This is a genomic window from Acidimicrobiia bacterium, from assembly GCA_041394025.1.
In the GTDB taxonomy this organism is placed as follows: domain Bacteria; phylum Actinomycetota; class Acidimicrobiia; order IMCC26256; family JAOSJL01; genus JAOSJL01.
Genome location: JAWKJA010000002.1, coordinates 1,524,006 through 1,549,506 on the forward strand (window position 1 = coordinate 1,524,006; position 25,501 = coordinate 1,549,506).

Sequence of the window (25,501 nt, forward strand, 5' to 3'; positions counted from 1 at the left end):
ATGCTCCACCGCCTCCACGAGGAGCAGGCGCAGAGCCCGTGGCTCGACAACCTGACCCGCGACTACATCGAAAACGGGACGCTACGCCGGTTCGTCGACGCGGGCATCCGGGGGGTGACCGCCAATCCGACGATCCTCGCACGGGCCATCGAAGGTGGAGACGCCTACGACGAGCAGTTCGGTTCGCTCATCAGGAGCGGTGAGAACGTCACCAGCGCGTACTGGGAGATGGCCGTGCACGACGTCCGCGGCGCACTCGCGGTGCTCCGGCCGACCTTCGACGCTGCCGGCGGCGGCGATGGTTTCGTCTCGATCGAGGTCGCCCCCGAGCTCGCCCACGACACCGATGCCACCATCGAGGCAGCACGCTCCCTCCACGAGCGGATCGACGAGCCCAACCTCTTCGTGAAGATCCCCGCCACGCCCGAAGGTGTACCCGCCGTCCGTGCGATGACCGCCGAGGGCCGGAACATCAACGTCACGCTGATCTTCTCCCTCACGAGGTACCGGGAGGTCATCGCCGCGTACCTGTCGGGGCTGGAGGAGTTCGCCGACAACGGGGGTGAGCTCGGCGGCGTGCACAGCGTCGCGTCCTTCTTCGTCAGCCGTGTCGACACCGAGGTCGACCGTCGGTTGGAGGCGATCGGCACTCCCGAGGCACTCGGGCTCCGCGGCCGGGTCGCGATCGCGCAGGCGAGGCTCGCCTACCAGCTCTTCGACGCCGAGTTCTCGGGTGACCGCTGGGAGCAACTGGCTGCCCGCGGTGCCCACCGGCAACGCCCCCTGTGGGCCTCCACGTCGACGAAGAACGACGCGTACCCCGACACGATGTACGTCGACGAGCTGATCGGTCCCGACACGGTCAACACCCTTCCCGAGGCCACCATCGAGGCCTTCGAGGACCACGGTGCCGTCGAGCGCACGATCGACCGTGACCTCGACGGGGCCGCCGCCACCATGGAGAGCCTGTCCGACGTGGGTGTGGTCATCGACGACGTCGGCACGACGCTCGAGGCGGAGGGTGTCGACGGCTTCCACCAGTCGTTCCGCCACGTCCTGGAGACGCTCGACCGAAAGGTGCGTGTCCGGAGCTGACCGGGTCACGGCCGGTGGGTCGTCGCCGACCGGGGGCCGGGCCCGGGCTCACCCGTCGTCGGGGATCTCCTCCCACCACTGGCACCACCACTGCGCGCCGACGAGGATCCGCAGCTTCGGGTGCCAGCAGTACGAGATCTCCGCCGTGTTCTCCAGGTAGTAGAGGCAGTTCTCGCACTTCTCGTCGCCGGAGGGCTTGCCCTTGAGCACTGCGTTGTCGGCGAGGTGCCGGAGCTCGATCGAGAGCTTCTCGTCGATCTCCTTGGGCTCGGGGTCCGGGATGGTGTACTCGGGTGTGCCGGTCATCCCGGGCAAACTACAGAACCGGGCGCCGGAACCGCCTACGCGGCCCGATCGCGCGAGGTCGACCTACACGACGCCGAGAGCCGCCATTGCCCGCGCCACCCGTCGAAAGCCCGCGACATTGGCTCCCACGATGTAGTTGCGGGGTACGCCGAACTCGTCGGCCGTCTCCACGCACGTCTGGTGAATACCCGCCATGATCTCGCCGAGTCTCCGCTCGGTCACGTCGAACGACCAGGCGTCGCGGCTCGCGTTCTGTTGCATCTCGAGCGCCGAGGTGGCCACGCCCCCCGCGTTCGCCGCCTTTCCCGGGCCGAACAGGATCCCCGCCTCGAGAAGGATCTGCACGGCGGCCGACGCGGTCGGCATGTTGGCGCCCTCGACCACCGCACGACAGCCGTTCCTGACAAGGGTGGCGGCGTCGGCACCGGTGATCTCGTTCTGTGTGGCGCACGGGATGGCCACGTCGCACGGGAGGCTCCAGGGTGTGGCATCGGCCAGGAACCGCGCGTCGGAACCACGCCGCTCCGCGTAGTCACGCACCCGTAGCCTCTCCACCTCCTTCACCTCACGGAGCAGCTCGACGTCGATGCCCTTCGCGTCGTGGACCACGCCGTCGCTGTCGGAACACGAGATGACACGACCACCCAACTCGTTGACCTTCTCGATCGCGTAGATCGCGACGTTGCCCGACCCCGAGACCGTGCAGCGCTTTCCTTCGAGTGTCTCGCCGTGCTCGTGCAACATCTCGTCGAGGAAGAAGACCGTGCCATAGCCGGTCGCCTCGGTACGAACGAGTGCTCCACCCCATTCGGTTCCCTTGCCGGTGAGGACGCCGGATTCGTAGCGGTTCGTGATGCGCTTGTACTGACCGAACAGGTAGCCGATCTCGCGCCGACCGACACCGACGTCGCCGGCAGGAACATCGGTGTACTCCCCGATGTGGCGGTAGAGCTCTGTCATGAAGCTCTGACAGAACCGCATGACCTCGTTGTCGGACCGGTGCTTCGGGTCGAAGTCGGACCCGCCCTTGCCCCCGCCGATGGGAAGACCGGTGAGGGCGTTCTTGAAGACCTGCTCGAAGCCGAGGAACTTCACGATCCCGGTGTTGACCGAGGGATGGAAGCGAAGGCCACCCTTGAACGGGCCGAGGGCGCTGTTGAACTCGACCCGGTACCCGCGCTCTATGTGGATCTCACCGTGATCGTCCTGCCAGGGGACCCGGAAGATGATCTGCGCTCCGGTTCGCAGATGCGCTGGATGATCTTGGCGTCGGCCAGCTCCGGCTGCTTCGTGATCACCGGGCCGATCGACTCCAGGACGTCACGGACCGCCTGTTGGAACTCCGGCTGATTGGGGTTGCGACGCACGACGTCGGTGAAGACGCCTTCGAGCTTCTCGTCGATCATCGGCGGCAACGGTCGATCGGGGCCGCCCGGCGGCCGGGCACATCGGACACTGGTGCCTCCCGTCCTCGATTCCGGCGCTGTGTCCGGATCCTGTGAACCGGCGCGGTTCCAGGCTAGTCAGGGCGCGTTCGGGTGTCCCGACGGAGGGTGGGAACGAGGCAGGCGGAGACGGAGTTTTCTCTGCCGAAACGGGGTCGGTGTGGCGCTATCCTGGCCACATGCCCGCTTCATCGGAGACCTCCCGATCGGATCGCCCCACGGCGCAACCGCCGAGTCCCGACGAGCTCGCCGAGCTGCGACGCGCCCTCGAGGACGAACGTGACGAGCTGCTCGTGCGCGCCCACGTCCACAAGGACGACGAGAACGCGTCGAGTGCCACACACGGCCAGGGTGAGACCGAGCACACCGCCAACGAGATCGAGCGTCGGGTGAACGCAGTGCTCGAGCACAACGCCGACCATGCGCTCGCCGAGGTCGTCGCCGCCCTCGGCCGGATGGACGACGGCACCTACGGCAACTGCACCTCCTGTGAGCAGCCGATTCCCCTCGAACGCCTGAGGGCGATGCCCGCGGCCCGGTTCTGCGTGACGTGCCAGGAGGCCGCGCCCCCGAGCTGAGGCGTCTCAGACGATCTTCCTGCGCTGCACGTACTGGAGGAAGAACCAACCCGGGATCGTGGGCAGCCAGAAGGTGATGAGCCGGAAGAGCAGCACGATCGACACCGCCGTCGGATTGTCGACGCCCGCGCTCACGAGGAGAGCTGTGAGCGCGGCTTCGATCCCACCCACGCCGCCCGGAGTCGGGACGGCGGCACCGATGGTGGCGCCGACCATGTAGATCGACCCGGCCTCGGCGAAGGACATGCCCTCACCCAGCGCCACGACGCTGACGTAGAAGGCCGACACCGTCGCCAGCTTGGCGGCAGCGGACCCTCCCCAGAGCTGCACCATCTTCCGGGGCTGCTTCGCCAGGTCGCGCAGCGATTCGAAGATCTTTCCGAACGACCTCTTCACCCACGGGAGCACGACGCGTTGCGCCCGTCCGCTGAGCGTGACGAAGCCGATGATCGCCGCGACGGCGACCACGACGAGCAGAACGATTCCCCACCCGGGGGCGCTCACGTTCGAGAGCTCGTCGGTCGTCCCGGCCCAGAACACGAACACGAGCAGGTAGACCGCCTGGAGAACACCACTCACGGCAGACGTGAGGCCCACACTCCCGGCAGCGACGGTCAGGTCCTCCCCCTGGAGCTGCAGGTAGCGGGCCCGCAGTGCCATGCCCCCCGCGTTGGCGGGCGTGAACCGGTTGAGGAACGACTGGGCGAACATCACCTGGCTCGTCGTGACGAACGGGAGGTCCGTTCGGACCGCTCCCATGAGACTCAGCGCCCCACCGAGGTAGGTAGCCACCATGAGGACCAGGAGCCACGGGATGTAGGACCAGTCGGTCTGCTGGAGTGTGTCCCAGGTCTCCGACCAGTTGGAGACCAGCGACAAGAGGTAGTAGCCGAGCACCGCGGAGCCGACGAGCGACACGATGCCGCGCAGAGAGACACGGCTGACCTTGGCGAGCTCGAACTCCTCGACCTCGGCTGCGCTCTGGGTGGCAGCGCGCAGCTCCTCCATGAGGTCGTCGCGTCCCTTGACGGCCTTGCGTGTCGCCGAGGTCAGGACAGCGGGTTGGAGCAGAGGAAGAGCGTCCGCCAGCGCTTCACGTGGGAGCTCCGCGCGGGCTGCGGCGACCGCCCGGTCGGGGCCGACGAGCACGGCCGTCGAACAGAGGAGCTCCGCCACGTCGACGGCGAGACCGTGGTCTTCGGCTGCGATCTGCGCCCGGTCGAACGATGTGAGCGTGGCGCCCGAGGCGCCGGTACGGACATTGTCGGCCGAGAGGGCCCGGTGTGCGAGACGGTGCCGCCGCAGCGTCGCCACCTGGCGCCAAGCGGCCCGAAGCATCTCGTCGGTGATCCCCGACCCACCGTTCACGCTCGTCAGTGACGGGTCGTCCGCCCAGTCGGTCGCCAGAACCACGACGTCGTCGGCGGTCGCACTGAGACCACGGGGTCGGGGGCACGCCACACCGGCCGCACCCGCCAGGGAGAGCGCGAGTGCCTCCTGCTCCGCGAAGCCCCGGACGGATGCGGCGGGCACGGCGTCACCCAGACCCTTGCGTGTCAGCACGCGCCACACGCGGAACAGCAGATCGGCGTCGCGCTGCTCGCGCCCGAGTGCCTTCACGTAGAGGTCACCGTCCTCGCCGTTCGCCCGGAACGTCGGAACGGTGGAATCGGGGTCGAGGCGGACGAGCTCGGACACGACGATGCCCCCGTCGGCCAGCGCGCCCATGACGCGTCGTGAATCGACCCGGCGGCGCGGTGCGCCGGTGATGAGCAGCGCCGCTGATCCCGCGGCAGCCCCCAGCACCAGCACCTCGACGAGGTGGACCGGGACCTCGACGGCCGTGACGAGCCGGCTGACACACAGCGCTGCGACGCCGGCCCAGGCGAGGGGTCGCCACGACCGGGGCATCCAGGGCGCTCCGGCGACGATCCCTGCGACGACGGCACCGAGGTAGGCGCTGGAGGGAAACGCAGCGCCGAAGAACCAGGAGTCGACGTTCTTGTTCCTCACCGCCTCGGCCGGGACCGAGTCCTCGAGGACACCGTTGAGCATCGCCATGGTCACGGCCGCCAGCACGGCGGCCAGCATGAGAACACCGATGACCCTCCACCGGCGTGCGAGTGCGAGTGACACGACGACGGCGAGGGGAACCGCGAGAGCCAGGAACTGCGTGAGCCCGATGATCCCTGATGCAACGGGGCCGGGGAGATAGTTGACGAGATCGATGACCGAGTTGGAGATGTTGCGTGCCGCCTTGGGGTCGAGCACGGTGAGCAGTGCCACGACGAACGCGATGAACGCGGTGAACGCGAAGCGCGCCAGGTCGGCGGGATGACGGACCCACCGTTCCCGAGAAGCTTCGGACACCGTGGGGGCGACGGCGGAGCCCATGGCCGCAGAGTCTGGCACGGATACCGGGCCGGACCGTCGACGTCTGCGTGGTTTTCCCTTGACAAGGAAACAGCTCCGGCGAACACTCCACCGCTGTGACCACGACAACGGCTCCCGCATGGATTCCACGCGGGGGCGAACTGTGGCGGAACCCGTTCGAGGACTACCGGGCTCTGCGCGACGACGACCCCGTACACCACTCGACGGCCGACGGCGGTGACTTCTGGGTACTGTCGCGCTTCCAGGATGTCTTCGATGCGGCACGCGACACGGAGACCTTCTCGTCGGCGCACGGCCTCACCCACAGACCGGGTGACGACCCCGAGGCGCTCGGCTTGGCCGCGCCCCCGATCGTGATGCTCGACCCGCCCGAGCACACCGAGTTCCGGCGACTCGTCACCCGAGCGTTCCGGCCGCGCGTCGTTGCGGATCTCGAGCCCGAGATCCGATCGTTCGTCGTGGAGACGGTCGAACGGGTACGGGAGGCCGGGGAGGCCGACATCATCGCCGAGCTCTTCAAGCCACTCCCCAGCCTCGTCGTGGCGCACTTCCTCGGTGTTCCTCCCGACGACCGCCACCTCTTCGACGGATGGACGGAGAAGATCGTGGCTGCGAATGCCCGCGGGAACGCGCTCGACGCCGCCGACGCCTGCACGGAGCTGTTCGGCTACTTCGGCTCGCTCATCGAGCGGCGCCGTGTGGAACCGGGCGACGACACCGTGTCGGATCTCGTCCATGCCGGCCTCGACGACGACACCGAGATCATGCGGATTCTCGGGTTCGCCTTCACGATGGTCACCGGCGGGAACGACACGACAACAGGACTTCTCGGAGGCGCCGCCGAGCTGCTCACCGACCAGCCCGACCAGCGGAGGATTCTGCTCGACGACCCTGCGCTGCTCCCCGGAGCGATCGAGGAGCTCCTCCGGCTCACGTCCCCGGTGCAGAACCTGGCGCGCACCACGACGAGACCCGTGTCGCTCCACAATGTCGACGTCCCCGAAGGTCGGAAGGTGATGCTCCTCTACGGCGCAGCGAACCGCGACGACCGTGAGTTCGGTCCCGACGCCGAGCTCTTCCGCGCAGGACGTGAGATCGCGAAGCACGTGGCGTTCTCCTACGGACCGCACCACTGCCTCGGGGCGCCGGCGGCGCGCCTGGCTGCACGTGTGGCGCTGGAAGAGCTGCTCGAGCGGTGTCCGGACTTCACCGTTGACGCACACGCCGGGCGGTTTGCCCCCGGCGAGTTCGTGCGACGCTACGAATCGCTCCCGTTCTCGGTTGCCGGGTTCGCCTGAGGATCCCGAGTCAGCGGCAGCGCCACGACGAAGCGGGCACCACCCAGAGGCGAGTCCTGCACCGTGACCGTGCCGCCGTGCGCCTCCACGCCCTCCTTCACGATCGCCAACCCGATTCCGGTGCCGCCGCTTGCTCTCGCCCTCGACTCGTCGAGCCGGACGAATCGCTCGAAGACCCGCTGCCGGTCCTGTATGGGCACACCATCGCCGTTGTCGTCGATGACGACCTGCGCCCACGACCCGTTCGCCGTCACGGCCACCTCCACCCGCCCGGCGCCGTGGACGGCGGCGTTGTCGAGGAGGTTGCGGATCACGCGGCTCATGGTCGTACGTTGGACGTCGGCACGCACCGGTTCGGTCGACTCGGAGATCTTCAGGTCGGTGTGACGCGTGTCGGCAGCGTCGACGTCGTCGCGGACCAGCGCACTGAGATCCGTCATCTCGCGGTGTGTCGCGAGCCCGCCGCCGCGGGCCAGGAGCAGGAGGTCGTCGACCAGCCGGGACGCGCGGTCGATCTCGTCGACGGCGTCGGCCAGCAGGTCGTCGGCGGCGGCTCGCAGCTCGACCGCGGCGCGGATCCCGGCGAGCGGGCTCCGGAGCTCGTGGGCGGCATCGGCGACGAAGCGCTCGTTCGCCGACACGGCGGCCTCGAGGCGGGTGAGGGTGTCGTTGAGCGTCGTGGCGAGACGCTCCAGCTCGTCGCCCGTTCGCCGGACGGGAACGCGGCGGCTCAGGTCGGTGGCGGTGGTTGCCGCCACCTCGGCCCGCATCGCCTCCACCGGACGGAGCGCCCGCGACGCCAACCAGGCCGCCCCGAGCGCGGCCAGTGCCGCGAGGCCGGCCACGGCGACGACCACGAGGACCAGCCTGTCGGCCAGGGCCCCGAACCAGGTCGGCGCGCGGACTCCGACGACCATCGCCGTACAGGCGTCGGGGTCGAGGCAGCTCATCGCCGCCGTCGCCCAGGTCGCCCCGTCGGAGTCGAACTCCTCGAGCGAGACCGTGTCGTCGTCCACCTCGTCGACGGCACCGGCGCTCTCGAGAGCACGGGCGACGACGTCGTCGGGGGCACGACCCGACGACGCGACGACGTCACCGCCATCGACCGCGATCACGAGGTCGGCCGAGCCCCGCGGGAGAAGGGCCGTCTCGCCGTCGACAGCGCTCACACCGTCCGCCTGGTCGATGCTCGCCAACTCCGCGGCGTCGGTGATGCGCCCCTTTTCGAGGTTCCACTGGCTCGTGACGAGGACGAGCGCGGCCACGGCTGTGAGCAGTGCCACGGTGAGCCCCGATGCGAGCGCCAGCCGCCGGCGCAGGGACATGTCACCCACCGTCGGCCCTCAAGCGGTAGCCGAAGCCCCGCACGGTCTCCAGGGCGTGGCGGTCGAACGGATCGTCGATCTTGCGCCGGAGATATCCCACGTAGACCTGCACGACGTTGACGTGGAGGTTCCCGTCGGCCCAGACGTGGTCGAGGAGCTCCTGCTTCGACACGGGCTCGCCGACGCGGTGCAGCAGGTACCGCAGCAGATCGAACTCGCGCGGCGTGAGGTCGATGGTGGCGCCACCACGACGGCATGTCCGTTCGGCGGCGTCGAGCACGAGATCACCGGCGGAGAGAACCGGCATTCTCGGCGTCGGGCCACGACGCACGAGCGCGCGGACGCGTGCACGGAGAACAGTGAGTGAGAACGGCTTCGTCACGTAGTCGTCGGCGCCCGTGTCGAGACCCTCGGCCTGGTCGAACTCTCCGTCCTTGGCGGTGAGCACCATGATCGGCGTGGTGATCCCCCCGGCCCGGAGCTCGCGGCAGATCAGGAAGCCGTTCTTCCCGGGGAGCATCACGTCGAGGATGATCACGTCGTAGTCGTTCTCGAGACCCATCCACAGGCCCTCGTCACCTCGCTGCGCGTGGTCGACGGCGTACCCGTCGGCCTCGAGAGCCTCCCGCGTGGCGCGGGCGATCAGGTCCTCGTCCTCGACGAGCAGAACTCTCACACACCCATGATCGCAGCGCTCCCGGTGCGCGCGAACCACCGGCTCTCAGGGAACTCACAGGATCTCTTGGCGGTCTCTCAGACGCGATCCGTCACAGTCGCCGTCGTCACACGATCACGGAGAGGACCATGAGATGACCGATCCAACCGACGCCGACACAACACCGCCACCGGAGGCACCGGCCCCACCTCCGCGACGGGAGCCCGGACGCAGGACCGGAACGGGAAGGAAGCTGGCCGCCGCGGGAGTAGCCGCTGCCATCGCTCTGGCGGGCTTCGCCGGCGGTCTGGTGGTCGCTGACCCGCACCACGACGCTGCTTCCGACTGGAACCGAGAGGGCGGCGCGGAAGTCGACCTCGGCTCGCTCACGGTCGACGAGCTCGACGAGGGCGAGTTCGACGACGGGGGCTTCGGGGAGGGGGAGCCGCGACCTGTCGCCACGTTCCGCGTGCGAGGTGACGACCTCATGGCGAACGGCGAAGCAGAGGAGGTGAACGAGCGCGCCAGTGCCCTGTGGGGTCGCTTCGCCGAGCTCATCCCGGCGGATCAGCGCGAGATGGTGGGCACGTTCGAGCTCATGGGCTCGGACTACCAGGGCGCACACGTGTACCCCGACGAGTCGGATCCCACGCGGTGGGTCCTCGGGATCGGAGAGGGTCTCGGGGAGGACCTCGATGCAACCGTGATCCACGAGTTCGGCCACCTGCTGACCCTCCAGGCCGGCCAGGTGCCGCCAGGCGCCGACACGGAGGCTTCGTGCGACACGTACTTCACCGGTGAGGGGTGTGCGCTCCCGTCGAGCACATTCGCCCGCTTCGTGGAGAGGTTCTGGCCTCCCGAGATGCTCGAGGCCATCGAGCGGACCGAGGCCATCGAGGACGACGACGAGTACCTCGACGCCCAGGAGAGGTTCCACGCCGAGCACGCCGCCGACTTCGTCACCGACTACGCCGTCACGAACCCCGGGGAGGACCTCGCCGAGACGTTCGCCGAGTTCGTGCTGCGCGATCACCCCTCGGGTGCGACGACCGCCGACGAGAAGATCCGGTTCCTGTGGGACGACCCCGCCATGACGGCCCTACGGCGTCAGATCCGCTCCAACCTCCCGTGAACGGGATCCGTGTCAGTGCGGGACCGACGCCAGGGTGACGAACCCGTTCGTGAAGGCGATCACGTCATTCTCGGGATCCTCGAGGGTCGACTCGCAGTCCATGGCGTTGAGCTGCTCCTTCTCGATGTCGGTCGCCAGCGGCACCTCGGCGAGCCCGCGCACGGAGCCCGTGACACACGTCGGGATGTTGAGGCTCTCGACCTCGGCAGCCAACTCACCCTCGGCAATGAGATCACGGTGCTCCTCGAACCAGTCGAGGACGAACTCGACGCCCGTGTCGAAGTCGGGCTCCACGGCATCGTCCTCGACCTCCCCCTGGCTGGTTGCCAGCGCCGGATAGCCCGCTCGCGCCGCCGTCCTGGCGGCACCGACCGTTCCCGAGATGTCGGAGATCGGCCCGATGTTCTGGCCGGCGTTGATACCCGAGATCACGACGTCGGGCACGATCCCGAGCTCACCGAGCGCCACGTTCACGCTGTCGGCCGGAAAGCCCTCCACGGCGACGGCTTCGTAGCCGCTCGTCGTCGTGGTCTCGCTGTGCGCCACCTCGCCGACCGTGGTCATGTCGGAGGTGCCGCTCTGGTTCTCGGCAGGGGCCACGACCGTGACGTTCACACCGTCGAGACCGGTCAGACCCTCCACGAGCGCATCGATACCCGGGGCACCGACACCGTCGTCGTTCGTCACGAGGATCTCGATGGTGTCGCTGGCGTCCGTCGACGATGTCCCCTCTCCCGACTCCGAGGGCGTTCCCCCGTCTGTGGACGTGTCATCGGAGTCCGAGCTGCACCCTCCGGCAGCAAGAGCCACCACGATGACAACCGGGAGAACGATCCACCGAACCTTCGAAACTGAGCTCACCCGCGACCTCCGCGTCGGCACCGTCATGTCCAGGGCGGACACTAGACCCGTCGCGTCCCCCTTCGCGTTCAACGCCCTCCGGGGGCGACGAAGCGGCCGTGTTCGGCCTTCCCCACGTCAATTACCACGCGCGCCACGTGGACCCGCTCGGCACGCCCGACGCGGCCTCCTGTGCCGGTCACTCGATGACCAGCCGCTGACGGAGCGACGCTTCGATGATGTCGGGTCGAAGGACTCTGGCCCCGACGCCGGCGACACCCTACAGTCGGGCGTGCACCGTGGAGTGCCGAAGGAGACGGCATGGCGCATCGGCCGACCACCGAGGAGCTGGGGTTCTCCGATCGGATGACCGACACGGATGCGCTCCTCTGGAACATGGAGCGCGATCCCAAACTCCGGAGCACGGTCACGGCGATCATGCTGCTCGACCGGAGCCCCGACTGGGACCGCATCGTCGACCGTGCAGAGCGACTGACGCGCCGGCTCCCCCGACTCCGCCAGCGCGTCGTGGAGCCGCCACGGATCCTCGGCCCACCGCGATACGAGACCGATCCCGACTTCGATCTCGTCTACCACCTCCGGCGCGTGGCGACCCCACCCCCCGGCGGTTTCCGGGCCGTGCTCGACTTCGCCCAGGCGACGGCCATGTCGGGTCTCGATCGGAACCGCCCGCTGTGGGAGTACACCCTGTTCGAGGGCCTGGAGGACGGGCGCGCCGCGCTCGTCCAGAAGGTCCACCACTCGATGGTCGACGGCGTCGGCGGTATGCAGCTCGCGCTCCTGACGGTCGACCAGGAGCGCCATCCGCCCGACGACGACCCGATGCCCGAAGAGCCCGTTCCCGAACACGTCGGTCTCATGGAGTTCGAGAAGGACGCGCTCGTCCGTTCCGCCCACGCCGTCGTCGACACGACCATGCATGCTCCCGGCCTGATCCGGCGCGCGACCTCCGTTCTGCGGAACCCGGTGCAGTCGGCAGCCGACGCCGGGCGGCTCGTGGCCTCGGCCGCGCGGCTCCTGAGCCCGGCGTTGCGGACCTGCTCGCCGGTCATGACGGAACGCAGCACCCGCTGGCGCTACGTCGCTCTCGAACGACCGCTCGATGATCTCCGGCGTGCCGCCAAGGCCGCGGACGCCTCCCTGAACGACGCCTTCGTCGCCGCGATCTGTGGTGGCCTCGACCGCTACCAGCGGCGTCACGGTCAGCCCGCGGCGGAACTGCGGATGACGATGCCGATGAACCTGCGGGGTGACGACGAGTTGTTGGGCGGGAACCGACTCACGACGCTGCGGATGCTCGTTCCCATAGACGTGACCGATCCCGCTGAACGGATGGAGAAGATCGGCGAGATCAGCACGCGCACCCAGCACGAGCCCGCTGTCGCGATCACGCCGACGATCGCGGGGCTTCTCAACAAGCTGCCCGAGCGCGCCATGACCCTCGTGTTCGCCGGGATGTTCGAGCATGTCGACTTCCTCGCCAGCAACGTGCCCGGCATCCCGTCACGCTGCTACATCGGCGGAGCGGAGGTCCTGCGCTGGTACGCCTTCGGGCCCACCGAAGGAGCTGCCGTCAACGTGACCCTCATGTCGCACGGTCAGACCTGCTGCATCGGCGTGAACTGCGACGCGGCCGCGGTTCCCGATCCCGACGTGCTCGCGGATTGCTTCGACGAGGGCTTCGACGAGATCGTGGCCCTCGGGACAGCCGACCCGTCGTAGACGCGACGCCGCCTCTCCTGTGTCCGACGCCTACGTTCTCGCCGTCGACCTCGGGACCGGCGGGCCGAAGGTCGCACTCGTCTCCACCGACGGCGAGATCGTCGGGTGCGAGTTCGTCGAGACGAGCCTGCACCTCTTCGACAGGGGTGGCGCCGAGCAGAACCCTCTCGAGTGGTGGGACGCCATCATGACCGGGGCCCGAAGCCTTCTCGGCCGGGACCTCGTTCCCGTCGAGCGCATCGTGGGGATCGGCCTCACCTCGCAGTGGTCGGGCACCGTGGCCATGGACCGGGAGGGAAGACCGCTCGGGAACGCCGTCATCTGGATGGACACGCGGGGCAGCCCCTACATCCGCCGGGTCACGGGGGGTGGGCTCGCCGTCCAGGGCTACGACGTCCGGCGGCTCCCCCGCTGGATCCGGCTCACCGGCGGGATCCCGGGCCGCGCGGGCAAGGACCCGACCGCTCACATCCTCTTTCTCGAGCACGAACGCCCGGAGGTCTTCGAGGCGGCCGACGTGTTCCTCGAGCCCGTCGACTACCTCGGCTTTCGTTTCACCGGACAGATCGCCGCCTCGTATGACTCGATCACGGCCCACTGGGTCACCGACAACCGGGACCTCGCCAACGTGGTGTACGACGACGAGCTGATCGCCTGGTCCGGCCTCGACCGCAACCGCCTCCCGAATCTCCGTCCCACGAACAGCGTCCTCGGCGCGGTCAATGACGACGTGGCACACGAGCTGGGACTCGACAGCGATATCCGGGTGGTGATCGGCACCGGCGACGTCCACTCGGCCGCCGTCGGATCCGGAGCGGTCGGCGACTTCGAGGGCCACCTCTACATCGGCACCTCGTCATGGCTCACCTGTCACGTTCCCTTCAAGCGCACCGACCTGCTGCGCAGCATCACCACGATCCCGTCGGCCATACCGGGCCGCTACCTCGTGGCCGACGAGCAGGAAAGTGCCGGAGCGTGCCTGACGTTCCTGCGTGACAACGTCTTCTTCGCCGACGACGGGCTCACCGACGGACGTCCCGACGACGTCTACGCAGCGTTCGACCGGCTCGCCGGCACGGCACCCGCCGGGAGCGACCGGGTGATCTTCACGCCCTGGCTCCACGGAGAGCGCACACCGGTGGAGGACGCCGACGTTCGCGGCGGGTTCTTCAACCTCTCGCTGCGCACCACGCGCGCACATCTCGTACGGGCCGTCCTCGAGGGAGTGGCCTACAACTCGCGGTGGCTCCTCGAGTCCGTCGAGAAGCTCACCAAACGGCGACTGGACCCGATCAACTTCGTGGGAGGTGGCGCCACCTCGGATCTCTGGGCGCAGATCCACGCCGACGTTCTCGGACGGACGATCCGACAGGTCGAGAACCCCGTCCAGGCGAACGTACGCGGCGCCGCGTTGCTCGCCGCCATGGCACTCGGGTACGGACGGGTCGACGACATCGCATCGCGGGTTCCCATTCGCGCCACGTTCAGACCGGACCCGCGGCACCACACCCTCTACGGTGAGCTGTTCGGGGAGTTCACGAACCTCTACCGGCAGAACAGGAAGACCCACCGGCGGCTCAACCGCCGGTGAGTGCCGGGCGAGGCCGACGACCGCGAGGACGGGAGAGCATCGATGGAAGCGAGTGACCTGGATGTCGTGCTGGAGATCCTGGAGGGGTCGCTCAAGCCCTACCGGGACGACTTCCCGACATACGACGAGCTCCCGGAGCACGGCCGCGACCGTGCAGACGTCCTCCAGGAGATGCGGACGCTCGCCGGGAAGGAACGGGAACGGTGGCACGACGGCCACGTGTCGGGCGCCGTCTACCACGGCGACGACTCCCACATCGACTACCTCAACGAGGTCTACGCTCTCAGCTCCCAGGTGAACCCGCTGCACGCCGACCTCTGGCCGAGCGCGACCAAGTACGAGGCCGAGATCGTGGCCATGACCGGCTCGATGCTGGGAGGAGGGGCCCCGGGCGCCGACGACGTGTGCGGCACCGTGACCTCGGGTGGCACCGAGAGCATCCTTCTGGCGATGCTCGCCTACCGCGACCGGGCACGATCCGAGCTCGGCATCGACACCCCCCACATGGTGGCGCCGTCGACGGCACACGCCGCCTTCGACAAGGCAGCGCGCTACTTCGACATCGGCCTGACCCGCGTCCCGGTCGGGCCCGACCAACGCGCCGACGTGGCCGCCACGGAGGCAGCGATCACCGACGACACCGTCGTCGTGATCGGATCCGCCCCGAACTTCCCGCACGGGCTGATCGACCCCATCGAGGAGCTCTCCGATCTCGCCCGCTCGCGAGGAATCGGGTTCCACACCGACGCGTGCCTCGGCGGGTTCGTGCTGCCGTGGGCCGAGAAGCTCGGAGCCGACGTGCCGCCGTTCGACTTCCGGCTCCCGGGTGTGACCTCGATGTCGGCCGACACCCACAAGTTCGGCTACGCAGCCAAGGGAACGTCGGTCGTGCTCTACCGCGACCCCGACCTCCGGCGCCACCAGTACTTCCGGACGGCCGACTGGTCCGGCGGCCTCTACTACTCGCCGACGTTCGCGGGGAGCCGGCCCGGGGCGCTGTCGGCCGAGTGCTGGGCGGCCATGGTGGCGATGGGACAGGACGGGTATCTCGAGGCGACACGGGGAATCCTCGACGCCGCCACGGTGATCCGGCGCGGGATCGACGGGATCGACGACCTGGAGGTCATCGGCGACCCACTGTGGGTGATCGCCTTCCGCTCGGGGTCGCTCGACATCTACCGCGTCATGGATCACATGAGCGAGCGCGGGTGGAACCTGAACGGGCTCCAGCTCCCTCCGGCTGTCCACATCTGCGTGACACTGCGGCACACACAGCCCGGCGTCGCCGAGCGCTTCGTCGAGGACCTGAGCGCCTCGGTCGAACAGGCACGTGGTGAGCCCGACACCAGCGGCGCGATGGCGCCGGTCTACGGCATGGCCGAGCGCCTCGACACACGCGGAACGGTCGAGGAGCTGCTCGAGCGCTACACCGACATCCTGTTCAAGGTCTGACGACGAGCCACAGCGCGGGGATCCACGACGAGGGAGCAGAGCGTGGCGACCGACGAGCAACTCGACGAGCGGATCCACGAACAGGTCGACGAACTGATGTCGGCACTGACGCCCGACGAGAAGATCGGGATGCTCTCGGGTGACACGGAGTTCTGGCCCGGCCTCATCGAGATGGTGTCAGAGGGATACAACATCCGGCCGTACGTGGCCGGTGAGGTTCCCCGCCTCGGTATCGACGGTATCCGCTTCACCGACGGGCCACGCGGCGTCACCGTCGGCCGGTCGACGTGCTTCCCGGTGGCCATGGCACGCGGAGCGACCTTCGATCCCGAGCTGGAGGAACGCGTCGGTGACGCCATCGGACGCGAGGCACGGGCGCAGGGCGCCAACCTGTTCGCCGGGGTGTGCGTGAACCTCCTCCGGCATCCCGCGTGGGGCCGCGCCCAGGAGACCTACGGCGAACATCCCGGCCACGTCGGCGAGATGGGAGCGGCGCTCACCCGCGGCGTGCAACGCCACGTGATGGCGTGCGTGAAGCACTACGCGCTGAACAGCATCGAGGACGCACGCTTCCGGGTCGATGTTCAGGCCACCGACGACGTCCTGGACACCGTCTTTCTCCCGCAGTTCGAGAGGATCGTGAAAGAAGGCGTCGCGTCGGTGATGTCCGCCTACAACTCCGTCAATGGCGAGTGGTGCGGACAGAACACGACGCTCCTCACCACGATCCTGCGCGACCGGTGGGAATTCGAGGGCTTCGTCATGTCCGACTTCACGTTCGGTCTGCGCGACGCCGTGAAGGCGATCAACGCGGGGCTCGACCTGGAGATGCCCGTGCAGTTCCTCTACGACCGTGACCTGCCCGGTGCGGTCGCCCGTGGCGAGGTCTCCGGGGCCACGATCGACCGGTCGGTGAGGCGCCTGCTCCGAACGCAGCTACGGTTCGCCGCCACGACCGACGACACCGCGTACGGACCGGACGTCGTGGCGTGCGAGGAGCACCGTGCCCTGGCCCGGGAGGTCGCCACGCGCTCGATCGTCGTGTTGCGCAACGAGACCGTCGACGGGTCTCCCGTTCTGCCGCTCGACACATCGGCGGTGAAGAAGTTGGCTGTGATCGGGCACCTGGCAGCAACCGAGAACACGGGCGACAAGGGCTCGAGCGCCGTGCGCCCGCCCTACGTCGTCACGCCTCTCCAGGGGCTGCGCGCCGCCCTGGAGGACACCCGCGTCGAGGTCACCTACGACGACGGTAGTGACCCACACCGCGCCGCCGGCGTCGCGTCCGATGCCGACGCCGTCGTCATGGTGGTCGGCTACACACACGCCGACGAGGGCGAGAACGTCGCCGTCGACATGCCGAAGGAGGTGACCTCCCAGTTCCCGCCGCTGCCACCGGAGCTCGGCGAGGCCTTCGCTTCCGCCTTCGCGCCCACCGGGTCGGCCGACGGGGAAGGGCCGGGAATCCGTCAGGGTGGAGACCGTGAGACGCTCACGCTCCATGGAGAGGACGAGGCGTTGATCGCCGCGGTCGCCGAGGCGAACGGACGTGTCGTCGTGTCGCTGATGTGCTCGAGTGCCGTCCTGATGGAGCGGTGGCGCCACCGCGTCGCCGGGATCCTGGTCCTGTGGTACCCGGGTATGGAGGGTGGCCACGCGTTCGCCGACATCGTGCTCGGACACGAGTCCCCCACGGGTCGGCTCCCGTTCGCCATCCCGACGAGTGAGGACCACCTGCCCCCCTTCGACCGCCACGCCACGACGATCGAGTACGGCCCACTCCACGGCCAGAAGCTCCTCGACCACCTCGGGGTCGAGGCCGCCTACCCCTTCGGGTTCGGGCTCACCTGGTGACGGGAAGCGCGAGTGGCTTCCTCACCCCGCGATCCCACCACGCGACGTGCCGCGTCGCGCATCGTCTCCGCCCTGACTCTCACGAAGGCCGGCGACCGGGTCGTCGACCCGAAGACAGTGCTGCCCTGGCTGTTGGAGGTCCTGGGGGCCCCGCTCGGCCTCGTGGGCCTTCTCGTCCCGATCCGCGAGTCGGGGTCGCTCCTCCCCCAGGCCGCGGTCTCGCCATGGGTCGCGGCGCAGCGCCGCCGGTCGGGCATCTGGGCCCTCGGTGCCGTCGGCCAGGCTGTGGCCGCTGCTGCGCTGGGTGCTGTCGCCGTCACGCTCACCGGGACCGCGGCGGGGCTTGCCGTCGTGGCACTCCTCGTCGTGTTCGCCCTGGCCCGGTCGCTGTGCAGCCTGAGCATCAAGGACCTCATGGGACGGACGATCCCTCCGGGCGGGCGCGGGCGCGTCACGGGATGGTCGGACTCGGCCTCGGGTGTCGTGGCGCTCACGGTCGGCGTCGGCCTTCGGTGGGTCGAGGGGGCTCCGACCGAGGTGTTTCTCTGGCTCTTCCTCGGAGCCACCGCCGCGTGGCTCGTCGGGACGACATTCATTCTCGGGGTCCGTGAGCCCGAGGGCGCCGACAGCGAGACGCCCACGTCCACCGCGGCCGCCGTGGGCCTCCTCCGGACCGACCGCGACTTCCGCCACTTCGTCGTCGCACGGGCACTTCTGCTGGGGTCTGCACTCACACCACCGTTCGTCGTGGCGCTGTCGGTCGAGGCGACGGGTGCCGACATCGCGGGCCTCGGGCCGTTCGTCATCGCAGCCGGACTGGCCACGCTCCTCGGTGGCCGTCCGTGGGGATGGATTGCCGACCGGTCGAGCCGCCTCGTCATGGCGGTCGCCGCCGGATCCGCGTCGCTCGTGGTCGCGGTCGTCGTTGCTGTCTACGTGCTCGATGTCCGGACGCTCTGGACGTGGGTCGTCCTGTACTTCCTGCTGGCACTCATCCACACCGGTGCGCGCGTCGGCCGTTCCACGTACGTCGTGGACTTCGGGGACCGCGGGGACCGTACGAGCTACGTCGCGGTCTCCAACAGCGTGATGGGTGTCCTCCTTCTGCTGGCCGGTGGCGTGACCGCAGCTCTTGCCGCTGTGTCGCCCGTCGCCGCGCTCGCCGTGTTGGCGTGCATCGGCGTAACCGGGGTGCCCGCGGCACGTCGCCTTCCCGAGACGGGTCACGGGGCAGGCTGACGGGCCGGGCTGCTACCAGGACCCGCCGCCGCCGCCGCCGAACCCGCCGCCGCCTCCGCCGCCGGAGAAGCCGCTGCTGCCACTCGACGCCGACGCCGAGAGGGTGCCCGCGGCCGACGTCGAGAAGCTCTCGAGGTTCGAGGAGAAGGACGGCGCGTGGAAGGCGCCCGTACCGACGTACCAGCCCTCGACGGCCTCGGCGTCGAGACCTTCGAACGCGTTCGCCCACTTGTCGGTGGCCCCGAACACGACCGCATACGGCAGGTACTCGGTGAAGAGGTTCTTGCGCTCGGCGAACTCGGCCCGGCGGGCTTCGGACTCCTCGATGAAGCGGCGGAAGCCGAGCGTCCGACGCAGGACGCCGGTTCCCTTCGCCGTCCGTGCCGGCGCCCAGTGGGAACCGATCACGAGAACGAGGCCTCCGATCGCGATCGGAATCGGCACGAGCCCCCACGTGGTGAACACGGCCGCCACGACGGTGAGGCCGACACCGACAGCCAGGAGACCGACGCCGGCCAGGAACCACAGCAGCCGCGTGTGGTCGGGCCTCCGGCGGTACCAGCCGCGCTCCACCATCTCCTCGTAGAGCTTGGTCTGGACCTTCTTCATTCGTGCGGCGAACTTGCGCTTCAGGTCCGAGAGCTCCACCTCGTCGCCGTCCTCGAAGAGCCCGGACAGCAGGCTCTGCTCGTAGTCGAGAAGACCGTCGTCACCGTCGGGGTCGGGAAGCCGGACCAGCTTCCAGTCGGCGCTGCGGAAGAGGCCGCGTTTCTGTGTCTCCTCGATGCGAAGGTAGCCACGGACGGCGAGGTCGACGATCGTGGCCGTGACGTCGAGCGGGTGCGCCGTCTCGTCGACGAGCGTGCCGACGAGCCCCGGACGCAGCCCGTCGGGCGGTGTGAACTCCACGGGAATCGGCTCACCGCGCCCGGTGGGAACCGGCTCGTCGCCCACCAGTGCGACGTCGGCGTCGGTGGCGAAGGCCGTCGCAACGGCGTCACCGCGTAGCCGCCGGTCACGGCCGATCGTCCACAACAGTCGCCCGACGAGGAAGAGCACGACGACCAGGAGGACGGCGGCGATTCCCACGGTGGCGGGTGTGATCGAGAACGCCCGCGTGAACGCCCAGCGCTCCTCGAGGATCGGCTCGGTCGTGGCGACGGCCCCGGGTTCGAATCCGACGACGACGGTGAGGCCCTCGCCCGACGTGAGACCGGAATCGCCGAACCGGGCGGCATTCCCGAACACCGGCGACGTGTCGCACGCGAGTTGCGAGCCCTCGAAACCGGCGAAGCACCCGACCTGTGTGACCTGTGACGGCGTGGTGACCGTGGCGGTGACGGAGTCGATGGGAACACCCCAGGCGTTCCCGGTGACGTTCCAGAACAGCTCGTCGTGGTCGCGGAAGCCGTTCAGGGCTCCGCTGACCGTGTACTCGATCTGGTACGTGTGGACACCGCTGATCGTGGCATCGGGGTCACCGATTCGGATCGTGCGTACCCCGTCGCCTTCGAGGCTGAAGTGCGCGGAGGCATCGGAACCGGGCGTGGTGACCGACACGACGTCCAACGGTGTGACGCGGTCGTACTCGTCGTCGTAGCGAAAGCGCACGGGGATGGAGCGGAGGATCCCGTGACGCTCCTGGAAGCCGAAGTCGTAGACGATCGTCTCGCGCACGAAGAGATCCCCTGACTCCCTCACGGTGATGTCGGCGTTGAAGGAGGTGATGCGCTCGCCGAAGCCCGCTGTCGGGTCCCCGCTACCACTCTGGGCGCCGCTGAGGCGACCGGCGGCGACGACGAACACGGCCCCGACAGCCACCAGGGCGATGAGCCAGCGCCGCGCTCCCAGTGGCATCGTCGACGACACGGTTGGACCCTAGGAGCGGTGGCGGCCGTCGTGGGCCGACGCGTGCTCGCGGCCGGGTGCCTCGTCGTCGCCGGTGTCGGGCGACTCGGTCACCTCGGAGGGGGCCGTGGCGGCCTCCTCGTCGAAGAGATGCGACCAACACGCCGGGTCGCCACCCTGGTCGGGATCGTGGCCGTCACGGCCATGCGCCGACCGCCGGTCCGGCGTGACGCGCGATTCCTGGTCCGAGCGCGGTTCGGGCGGTGTGGCATCGTTCACAGAAGTCCCACGGTACCGGCTGCCGCCGGTCGGCGACCCGAGAACGGAGGACCGCGACGATGTCGGCGTTTCTGCTTCCCCCGGAACGGGTGAACTCGCTCGACGAATACCTCGCCACCGACACCGGCGGGTTGGGTCTCGCCCGCGCCCGTGAAATGGGCCCCGAGGAGACGATCGCCGAGGTCACGCGCTCCGGTCTGCGCGGGCGCGGAGGGGGCGGCTTCCCGACGGGGAGGAAATGGCAGGGAATCGCGGGCCAGACGGGACTGCGGCGCTATCTCGTGTGCAACGGTGCCGAGGGCGAGCCGGGGACCTTCAAGGATCGCGCACTGCTTCGCGCCAACCCCTACCAGTTCGTCGAGGGGCTCATCATCGCAGCCTTCGCGGTCGACGCCGCCGAGGCCTACGTCGGAGTGAAGGCGAGCTTCGAGCGCGAGATCGACCGGGTGACCTCCGCGGTTCTCGACTTCCAGAACGCCGGGTTCTGCGAGGGGTGCTCGGTCACCGTCGTCGCCGGCCCCGACGAGTACCTCTTCGGTGAGGAGAAGGCGATGCTGGAGGTGATCGAGGGCAACGACCCCCTCCCACGGTGGTTGCCGCCCTACATCCACGGCCTGTTCGCCACGGCCCCCCAGCTCGGGTGGCAGTCTCACGACCTCGACCTCGACATGGCGACCGACGACGAGGTCGCGGTGGGCTCCCACCCGACGCTCGTCAACAACGTGGAGACGCTCTCGAACGTCCCCCACATCCTCGCTCGCGGCTCCGACTGGTTCCGCACGCTCGGAACCGAGGAGTCGCCGGGCACAGTCGTCACGACCGTCGTCGGCGACGTCGTGGGCCCCGACGTGGGGGAGGTCGAGCTGGGCACACCCCTGGGTGTCGTCATCGACGCCGTGGGCAGCGGCCCATGTCCCGGTCGCTCCGTCAAGGCCGTGTTCTCCGGTGTCGCCAACCCCGTGGTCACCGGCAACCAGCTCGACGCTCCGGTCAGCTACGAGGGGATGAACGCCATCGGAACCGGGATGGGGGCGGCAGGGTTCATCGTCTACGACGACACGGCGTGCATGGTGGGTGTGGCCTACGCCTTCTCCCGGTTCCTGTCCATCGAGTCGTGCGGGCAGTGCCCGCCGTGCAAGCTCGGATCGGGTGCGATCACCGAGCACCTGGAGAACATCGAGCTCGGCCGTGGGACCGACGACGACATCACCGGCATCAACCACTGGTTGAGCCACGTCAGCGACGGGAACCGCTGCTACCTCGCCGTCGAGGAGGAGCGCGTCGTCAGCAGCATCCTGCGGGCCTTCCCCGAGGAGTTCGCCGCACACATCGAGACCGGGACGTGCCCCAACCCCGACAGCCGTGTCGTGCCGAAGCTGGTCGATCTCGCGGGTGGGCAGGCCACCTACGACCCCGACTACCACCGGAAGCGGCCCGACTGGACCTACGAGCCCGACACGGGCGGATGAGCCGTGCGGGAATGGCATCAACGCGCGAGGTGTTGATCGCGAAGTCCGGTCCACACATTGACGTGCCAGGAGAGAGCCGATGAGCGTCGTCCCCGACTCCCATTCCGACATCCTCGACAAGATCGCTTTCGCCCACGTGGCGACGATCGGTCCCGACGGCGGCCCCCAGAACAACCCTGTGTGGTTCGACTGGGACGGTGAAACACTCCGGTTCAGCCAGACGACGGGACGCCAGAAGTTCAAGAACCTGGAGCGCGACGGCAGAGTCGCGCTCTCGATCCAGGATCCCGACGACCCCTACCGCTACCTCGAGATCCGCGGCGAGGTGGAGGGCGTCGACGACGACTCCACGAACGAGTTCATCGACCGCATGGCCAAGAAGTACATGGACCAGGACACCTACCCCGGGCACCAGCCGGGCGACCACCGGATGGTGGTTCGCGTCCGACCAACGAAGACGACGCACATGGGGTAGGCGCCTGTCGCCGGCCACGCCGTTCCTGGCACATCCGGCCGAGCACATACGCTCCGGCGATGCGCCGTCGCACGACGCTCGTCGTCGAGAACATCGATGGCGTCGCCACGGTCATCCAGGACGAGCTCCGCAACACGTACCAGCTTCGTTTGCGCGGCTGACCCGTCGTCGACGCGCCGGTATCGCGTTCGCGCCTACGCTGCTCGCGCGCGACGTCGAGGAGGAAACCCGTGGGTGTCAACACCGGTCCGTACAAGCTCGTGGCGGTCCTCCACATCCTCTGTGCGATCGTGGGGTTCGGAGCCGTGTTCCTGAACGGCGTCTACGGAGCGCAGGCGAAGGCGCGTCGGGGACCCGAGGGCCTCGCCGTGGCAGAGGCGAACTGGCTCGTTTCCAAGGTCGCCGAGTACTTCATCTACGGGGTCCTCGTGTCGGGGGTGCTGCTCGTTCTGTTGAGCGACGGGGTCATCGAGTTCGGTGACACGTGGGTCTGGCTGTCCATCCTGCTCTACGTCGTCGCCATGGGGCTCAGCCACGGACTGCTCCAGCCCAACGTCCGCAGGATCGTCGACGCGATGCGCGAGATGGTGGCGGGTCCCGCGCCGTCCGGCGGCCCGCCGCCCCAACTGGCGGTCATGGCGCAGAGCGGGCGGGTCGTCGGCGCCGTGGGCGCAGCGTTGAACGTCCTCATGATCCTCGTCCTCTTCCTGATGGTCTGGAGGCCTTGACGGCGTCGTTCGGCCCGACCGATCAGGACCGAACGATCCCCACGGCACTCGTCGGTGTGAACGTGACGACCAGGCGCTTCTCGTCGACCATCGCCTGCCGGTACTCGTCGGGATCGGGGTGCGGCTCGGGCGACACGCGGTTGTAGTAGTCGAGGAGGGCGTCACTCGCGGCGTCCCCGGGCTCGTTCGTCACCGCCGACAGCGTCGCCGTGCCGTCGAAGGACACGTATGACCACTGGTCGGGATCCGACACGTGCAGCACGACACGCGGATCACGCCGCATGTTCACCGTCTTGGCACGGTCGTCGGTCACCGAGATCAGGAACGACCCGTCGTCGACGGCGAACACGATGTCGGACGACTGCGCCCGGCCGTCGGCCCGGAGCGTGATCAGCGTCCCGTGGCTACGTTGCGCCGTCCACGCCGTCGCTTCGCTCAGATCCATGCCACCACCATCCTTCCGTCGTCCCTTCCGTCGTCGTTTCCTCGAGCGCGCTGCGCTCAGCCCCCGTAGGGACGCGTGATGATCTCGAGCAGATGATCATCACGATCGGCGAAGTAGACGCCGCGACCTCCGTCGTTGTGGTTGATCTCGCCCGGACGGCTCCGACCGGGATCGGCCCAGTAGGGAGTACCCCGTTCCTGCACGCGGGAGAAGATCGTGTCGAACTCGTTCTCGCTCACCAGAAAGGCGTAGTGCTGGGTCGTGAAGAGGTCGTCGCCCTCGCCGTAGGTGTCGAAGTCGAGATCGACGCCGTTGGCCGTCCGTACCTGCCAGAAGTGGCCGAATCGGATGGGCTCCGGGAGACCGAAGACCTCCGAGAACCAGCGCGCCGACGCCTCCCCGTCGCGCGCCGGAACGATCGTGTGGTTGAGCTCGACTCCCACGTCGCCCAGTCTGGCGTATCGACGCCCACCGCTGCGGGCCTACGGTGCGTCAACGAGGTCCGCATGTGACCCTCCATCGACGCATCGGTAGGGTCCACGGCATGGACCTCGCCGGGAAGGCCGCACTCGTCACGGGTGGGGGAACGGGCATCGGGCGGTCGACGGCACTGTTGCTGGCCGCCGCGGGCTGCTCGGTCGCCGTCAACTACAACCGGTCCGCTGACGCAGCACACGACGTCGTGGACCGAGTCCGCTCCCACGACGTCGAGGCACTCTCAGTTCAGGGTGACGTCGCGAGCGACATCGACTGCCGCCGGATGGTCGACGAGGCGGTTGCGTCGCTCGGTCGACTCGACGTGCTCGTGAACAATGCGGGCACGACGGTCCACGTTGCCCACGACGAGCTCGACGGCCTGGACGCTGCCGACTGGCACAGCCTCTACGACGTCAACACGATCGGTCCCTGGCAGATGATGCGGGCCGCAGCGGGCCCTCTGCGCCGGGACGGGGGCGGGGAGGTCGTCAACGTCTCGTCGGTGGCGGGTGTCGCCGGCATCGGGTCGTCTCTCGCCTACTGCGCCTCCAAGGCGGCGCTCAACAACCTGACCGTCACGATGGCTCGTGTCCTGGCCCCCGAGGTGCGCGTCAACGCCGTCGCGCCGGGCTTCGTGACCGGGCGCTGGTGGATCGAGAGTCACGGCGAGGAGACACACGACATGATCCGCGATGCCATGAGGGAGTCGTCACCGCTCAAGAGCGTGTGCACCCCCGACGACGTGGCTGCCTCGATCCTCGGGTTGATCACCGGCCCCGATCTCGTCACGGCCCAGATTCTCGTCATCGACGCCGGCCAGCTCACGTAGTCCG

Annotated in this window: 22 protein-coding genes and 1 pseudogene; 13 read left to right on the top strand and 10 right to left on the bottom strand. The window is 68.7% G+C overall.

Translation table 11 applies throughout. The features are described 5' to 3' along the window. Positions 1 to 1,095 (top strand): transaldolase, encoded by a 1,095-nt coding sequence (tal, locus tag R3A49_07065; protein ID MEZ5170492.1) that lies wholly within the window; start codon positions 1 to 3, stop codon positions 1,093 to 1,095. Positions 1,096 to 1,143: 48 nt separating this feature from the next. Here tal and R3A49_07070 read toward each other — a convergent pair whose 3' ends face one another. After that, the gene (locus R3A49_07070) at positions 1,144 to 1,401 is read right to left on the bottom strand and encodes a hypothetical protein (protein MEZ5170493.1); all 258 of its coding nucleotides are present in this window, start codon (positions 1,399 to 1,401) and stop codon (positions 1,144 to 1,146) included. 63 nt (positions 1,402 to 1,464) lie between these two features. Beyond that, a pseudogene (gene gdhA / locus R3A49_07075) lies at positions 1,465 to 2,807 on the bottom strand (NADP-specific glutamate dehydrogenase). A 218-nt stretch (positions 2,808 to 3,025) separates the two neighbouring features. Here gdhA and R3A49_07080 point away from each other — a divergent pair. Then, positions 3,026 to 3,424, top strand: a complete 399-nt coding sequence (locus R3A49_07080; GenBank protein ID MEZ5170494.1) for a TraR/DksA C4-type zinc finger protein — start codon at positions 3,026 to 3,028, stop codon at positions 3,422 to 3,424. Positions 3,425 to 3,430: 6 nt separating this feature from the next. Here R3A49_07080 and R3A49_07085 read toward each other — a convergent pair whose 3' ends face one another. Continuing rightward, positions 3,431 to 5,836: a lysylphosphatidylglycerol synthase transmembrane domain-containing protein gene (locus tag R3A49_07085; GenBank protein ID MEZ5170495.1), complete on the bottom strand. Its 2,406-nt coding sequence runs from the start codon at positions 5,834 to 5,836 to the stop codon at positions 3,431 to 3,433. Positions 5,837 to 5,913: 77 nt separating this feature from the next. Here R3A49_07085 and R3A49_07090 point away from each other — a divergent pair, with 77 nt between their 5' ends. Continuing rightward, positions 5,914 to 7,116: a cytochrome P450 gene (locus R3A49_07090; protein MEZ5170496.1), complete on the top strand. Its 1,203-nt coding sequence runs from the start codon at positions 5,914 to 5,916 to the stop codon at positions 7,114 to 7,116. On the opposite strand, the gene R3A49_07095 is transcribed toward R3A49_07090, so the two are convergent. Both R3A49_07095 and R3A49_07100 read right to left on the bottom strand, forming a co-directional pair. After that, positions 7,077 to 8,441, bottom strand: coding sequence for a HAMP domain-containing sensor histidine kinase (locus R3A49_07095; GenBank protein ID MEZ5170497.1), 1,365 nt, complete (start codon positions 8,439 to 8,441; stop codon positions 7,077 to 7,079). The two genes, R3A49_07090 and R3A49_07095, sit on opposite strands and share 40 nt — an antisense overlap. Position 8,442: 1 nt before the next feature. After that, positions 8,443 to 9,117, bottom strand: coding sequence for a response regulator transcription factor (locus R3A49_07100; GenBank protein ID MEZ5170498.1), 675 nt, complete (start codon positions 9,115 to 9,117; stop codon positions 8,443 to 8,445). Positions 9,118 to 9,250: 133 nt separating this feature from the next. On the opposite strand from R3A49_07100, the gene R3A49_07105 reads away from it, so the two are divergent. Next, positions 9,251 to 10,228 carry a hypothetical protein gene (locus R3A49_07105; GenBank protein MEZ5170499.1) on the top strand — a complete coding sequence of 326 codons (978 nt, stop codon included), beginning with the start codon at positions 9,251 to 9,253 and terminating at the stop codon, positions 10,226 to 10,228. 12 nt (positions 10,229 to 10,240) lie between these two features. On the opposite strand, the gene R3A49_07110 is transcribed toward R3A49_07105, so the two are convergent. Further along, on the bottom strand, positions 10,241 to 11,089 hold the full coding sequence (locus tag R3A49_07110; GenBank protein MEZ5170500.1) for a 5'/3'-nucleotidase SurE: 849 nt from the start codon (positions 11,087 to 11,089) through the stop codon (positions 10,241 to 10,243). A gap of 300 nt (positions 11,090 to 11,389) precedes the next feature. On the opposite strand from R3A49_07110, the gene R3A49_07115 reads away from it, so the two are divergent. From R3A49_07115 to R3A49_07135, 5 genes are read left to right on the top strand one after another with little or no spacing between them, the layout of a single operon-like run. Further along, the gene (locus R3A49_07115) at positions 11,390 to 12,811 is read left to right on the top strand and encodes a wax ester/triacylglycerol synthase family O-acyltransferase (GenBank protein ID MEZ5170501.1); all 1,422 of its coding nucleotides are present in this window, start codon (positions 11,390 to 11,392) and stop codon (positions 12,809 to 12,811) included. Positions 12,812 to 12,830: 19 nt separating this feature from the next. Beyond that, a complete protein-coding gene (locus tag R3A49_07120) occupies positions 12,831 to 14,402 on the top strand; it encodes an FGGY-family carbohydrate kinase (protein MEZ5170502.1) in 1,572 nt (523 codons plus the stop codon). A 42-nt stretch (positions 14,403 to 14,444) separates the two neighbouring features. Next, entirely contained in the window at positions 14,445 to 15,854 is a 1,410-nt protein-coding gene (locus R3A49_07125; protein MEZ5170503.1) for an aminotransferase class V-fold PLP-dependent enzyme, read from the top strand. A gap of 42 nt (positions 15,855 to 15,896) precedes the next feature. Further along, positions 15,897 to 17,708, top strand: coding sequence for a glycoside hydrolase family 3 C-terminal domain-containing protein (locus R3A49_07130; GenBank protein MEZ5170504.1), 1,812 nt, complete (start codon positions 15,897 to 15,899; stop codon positions 17,706 to 17,708). Between the two features lie 12 nt (positions 17,709 to 17,720). Then, entirely contained in the window at positions 17,721 to 18,947 is a 1,227-nt protein-coding gene (locus tag R3A49_07135) for an MFS transporter (protein ID MEZ5170505.1), read from the top strand. A gap of 12 nt (positions 18,948 to 18,959) precedes the next feature. Here the strand turns inward: R3A49_07135 and R3A49_07140 are convergent, their stop codons facing one another. Both R3A49_07140 and R3A49_07145 read right to left on the bottom strand, forming a co-directional pair. Further along, positions 18,960 to 20,816: a DUF2207 domain-containing protein gene (locus R3A49_07140; protein MEZ5170506.1), complete on the bottom strand. Its 1,857-nt coding sequence runs from the start codon at positions 20,814 to 20,816 to the stop codon at positions 18,960 to 18,962. 9 nt (positions 20,817 to 20,825) lie between these two features. Beyond that, positions 20,826 to 21,074 carry a hypothetical protein gene (locus R3A49_07145; GenBank protein ID MEZ5170507.1) on the bottom strand — a complete coding sequence of 83 codons (249 nt, stop codon included), beginning with the start codon at positions 21,072 to 21,074 and terminating at the stop codon, positions 20,826 to 20,828. Between the two features lie 59 nt (positions 21,075 to 21,133). Between R3A49_07145 and R3A49_07150 the strand changes: the two genes are divergently transcribed. The 3 genes from R3A49_07150 (at position 21,134) to R3A49_07160 (ending at position 23,746) form a co-directional block, all read left to right on the top strand. Next, positions 21,134 to 22,543 (top strand): NADH-ubiquinone oxidoreductase-F iron-sulfur binding region domain-containing protein, encoded by a 1,410-nt coding sequence (locus tag R3A49_07150; GenBank protein MEZ5170508.1) that lies wholly within the window; start codon positions 21,134 to 21,136, stop codon positions 22,541 to 22,543. Positions 22,544 to 22,622: 79 nt separating this feature from the next. Beyond that, positions 22,623 to 23,018 (top strand): PPOX class F420-dependent oxidoreductase, encoded by a 396-nt coding sequence (locus R3A49_07155; GenBank protein MEZ5170509.1) that lies wholly within the window; start codon positions 22,623 to 22,625, stop codon positions 23,016 to 23,018. Between the two features lie 230 nt (positions 23,019 to 23,248). Further along, positions 23,249 to 23,746: a DUF2269 family protein gene (locus R3A49_07160; GenBank protein ID MEZ5170510.1), complete on the top strand. Its 498-nt coding sequence runs from the start codon at positions 23,249 to 23,251 to the stop codon at positions 23,744 to 23,746. Between the two features lie 22 nt (positions 23,747 to 23,768). Here the strand turns inward: R3A49_07160 and R3A49_07165 are convergent, their stop codons facing one another. Beyond that, complete coding sequence (locus tag R3A49_07165) at positions 23,769 to 24,191, bottom strand: PPOX class F420-dependent oxidoreductase (GenBank protein ID MEZ5170511.1); 423 nt, start codon at positions 24,189 to 24,191, stop codon at positions 23,769 to 23,771. Positions 24,192 to 24,247: 56 nt separating this feature from the next. Next, the gene (locus tag R3A49_07170) at positions 24,248 to 24,634 is read right to left on the bottom strand and encodes a VOC family protein (protein ID MEZ5170512.1); all 387 of its coding nucleotides are present in this window, start codon (positions 24,632 to 24,634) and stop codon (positions 24,248 to 24,250) included. A gap of 101 nt (positions 24,635 to 24,735) precedes the next feature. Here R3A49_07170 and R3A49_07175 point away from each other — a divergent pair, with 101 nt between their 5' ends. After that, the gene (locus R3A49_07175; protein MEZ5170513.1) at positions 24,736 to 25,497 is read left to right on the top strand and encodes an SDR family NAD(P)-dependent oxidoreductase; all 762 of its coding nucleotides are present in this window, start codon (positions 24,736 to 24,738) and stop codon (positions 25,495 to 25,497) included. Positions 25,498 to 25,501 lie beyond the last annotated feature (4 nt).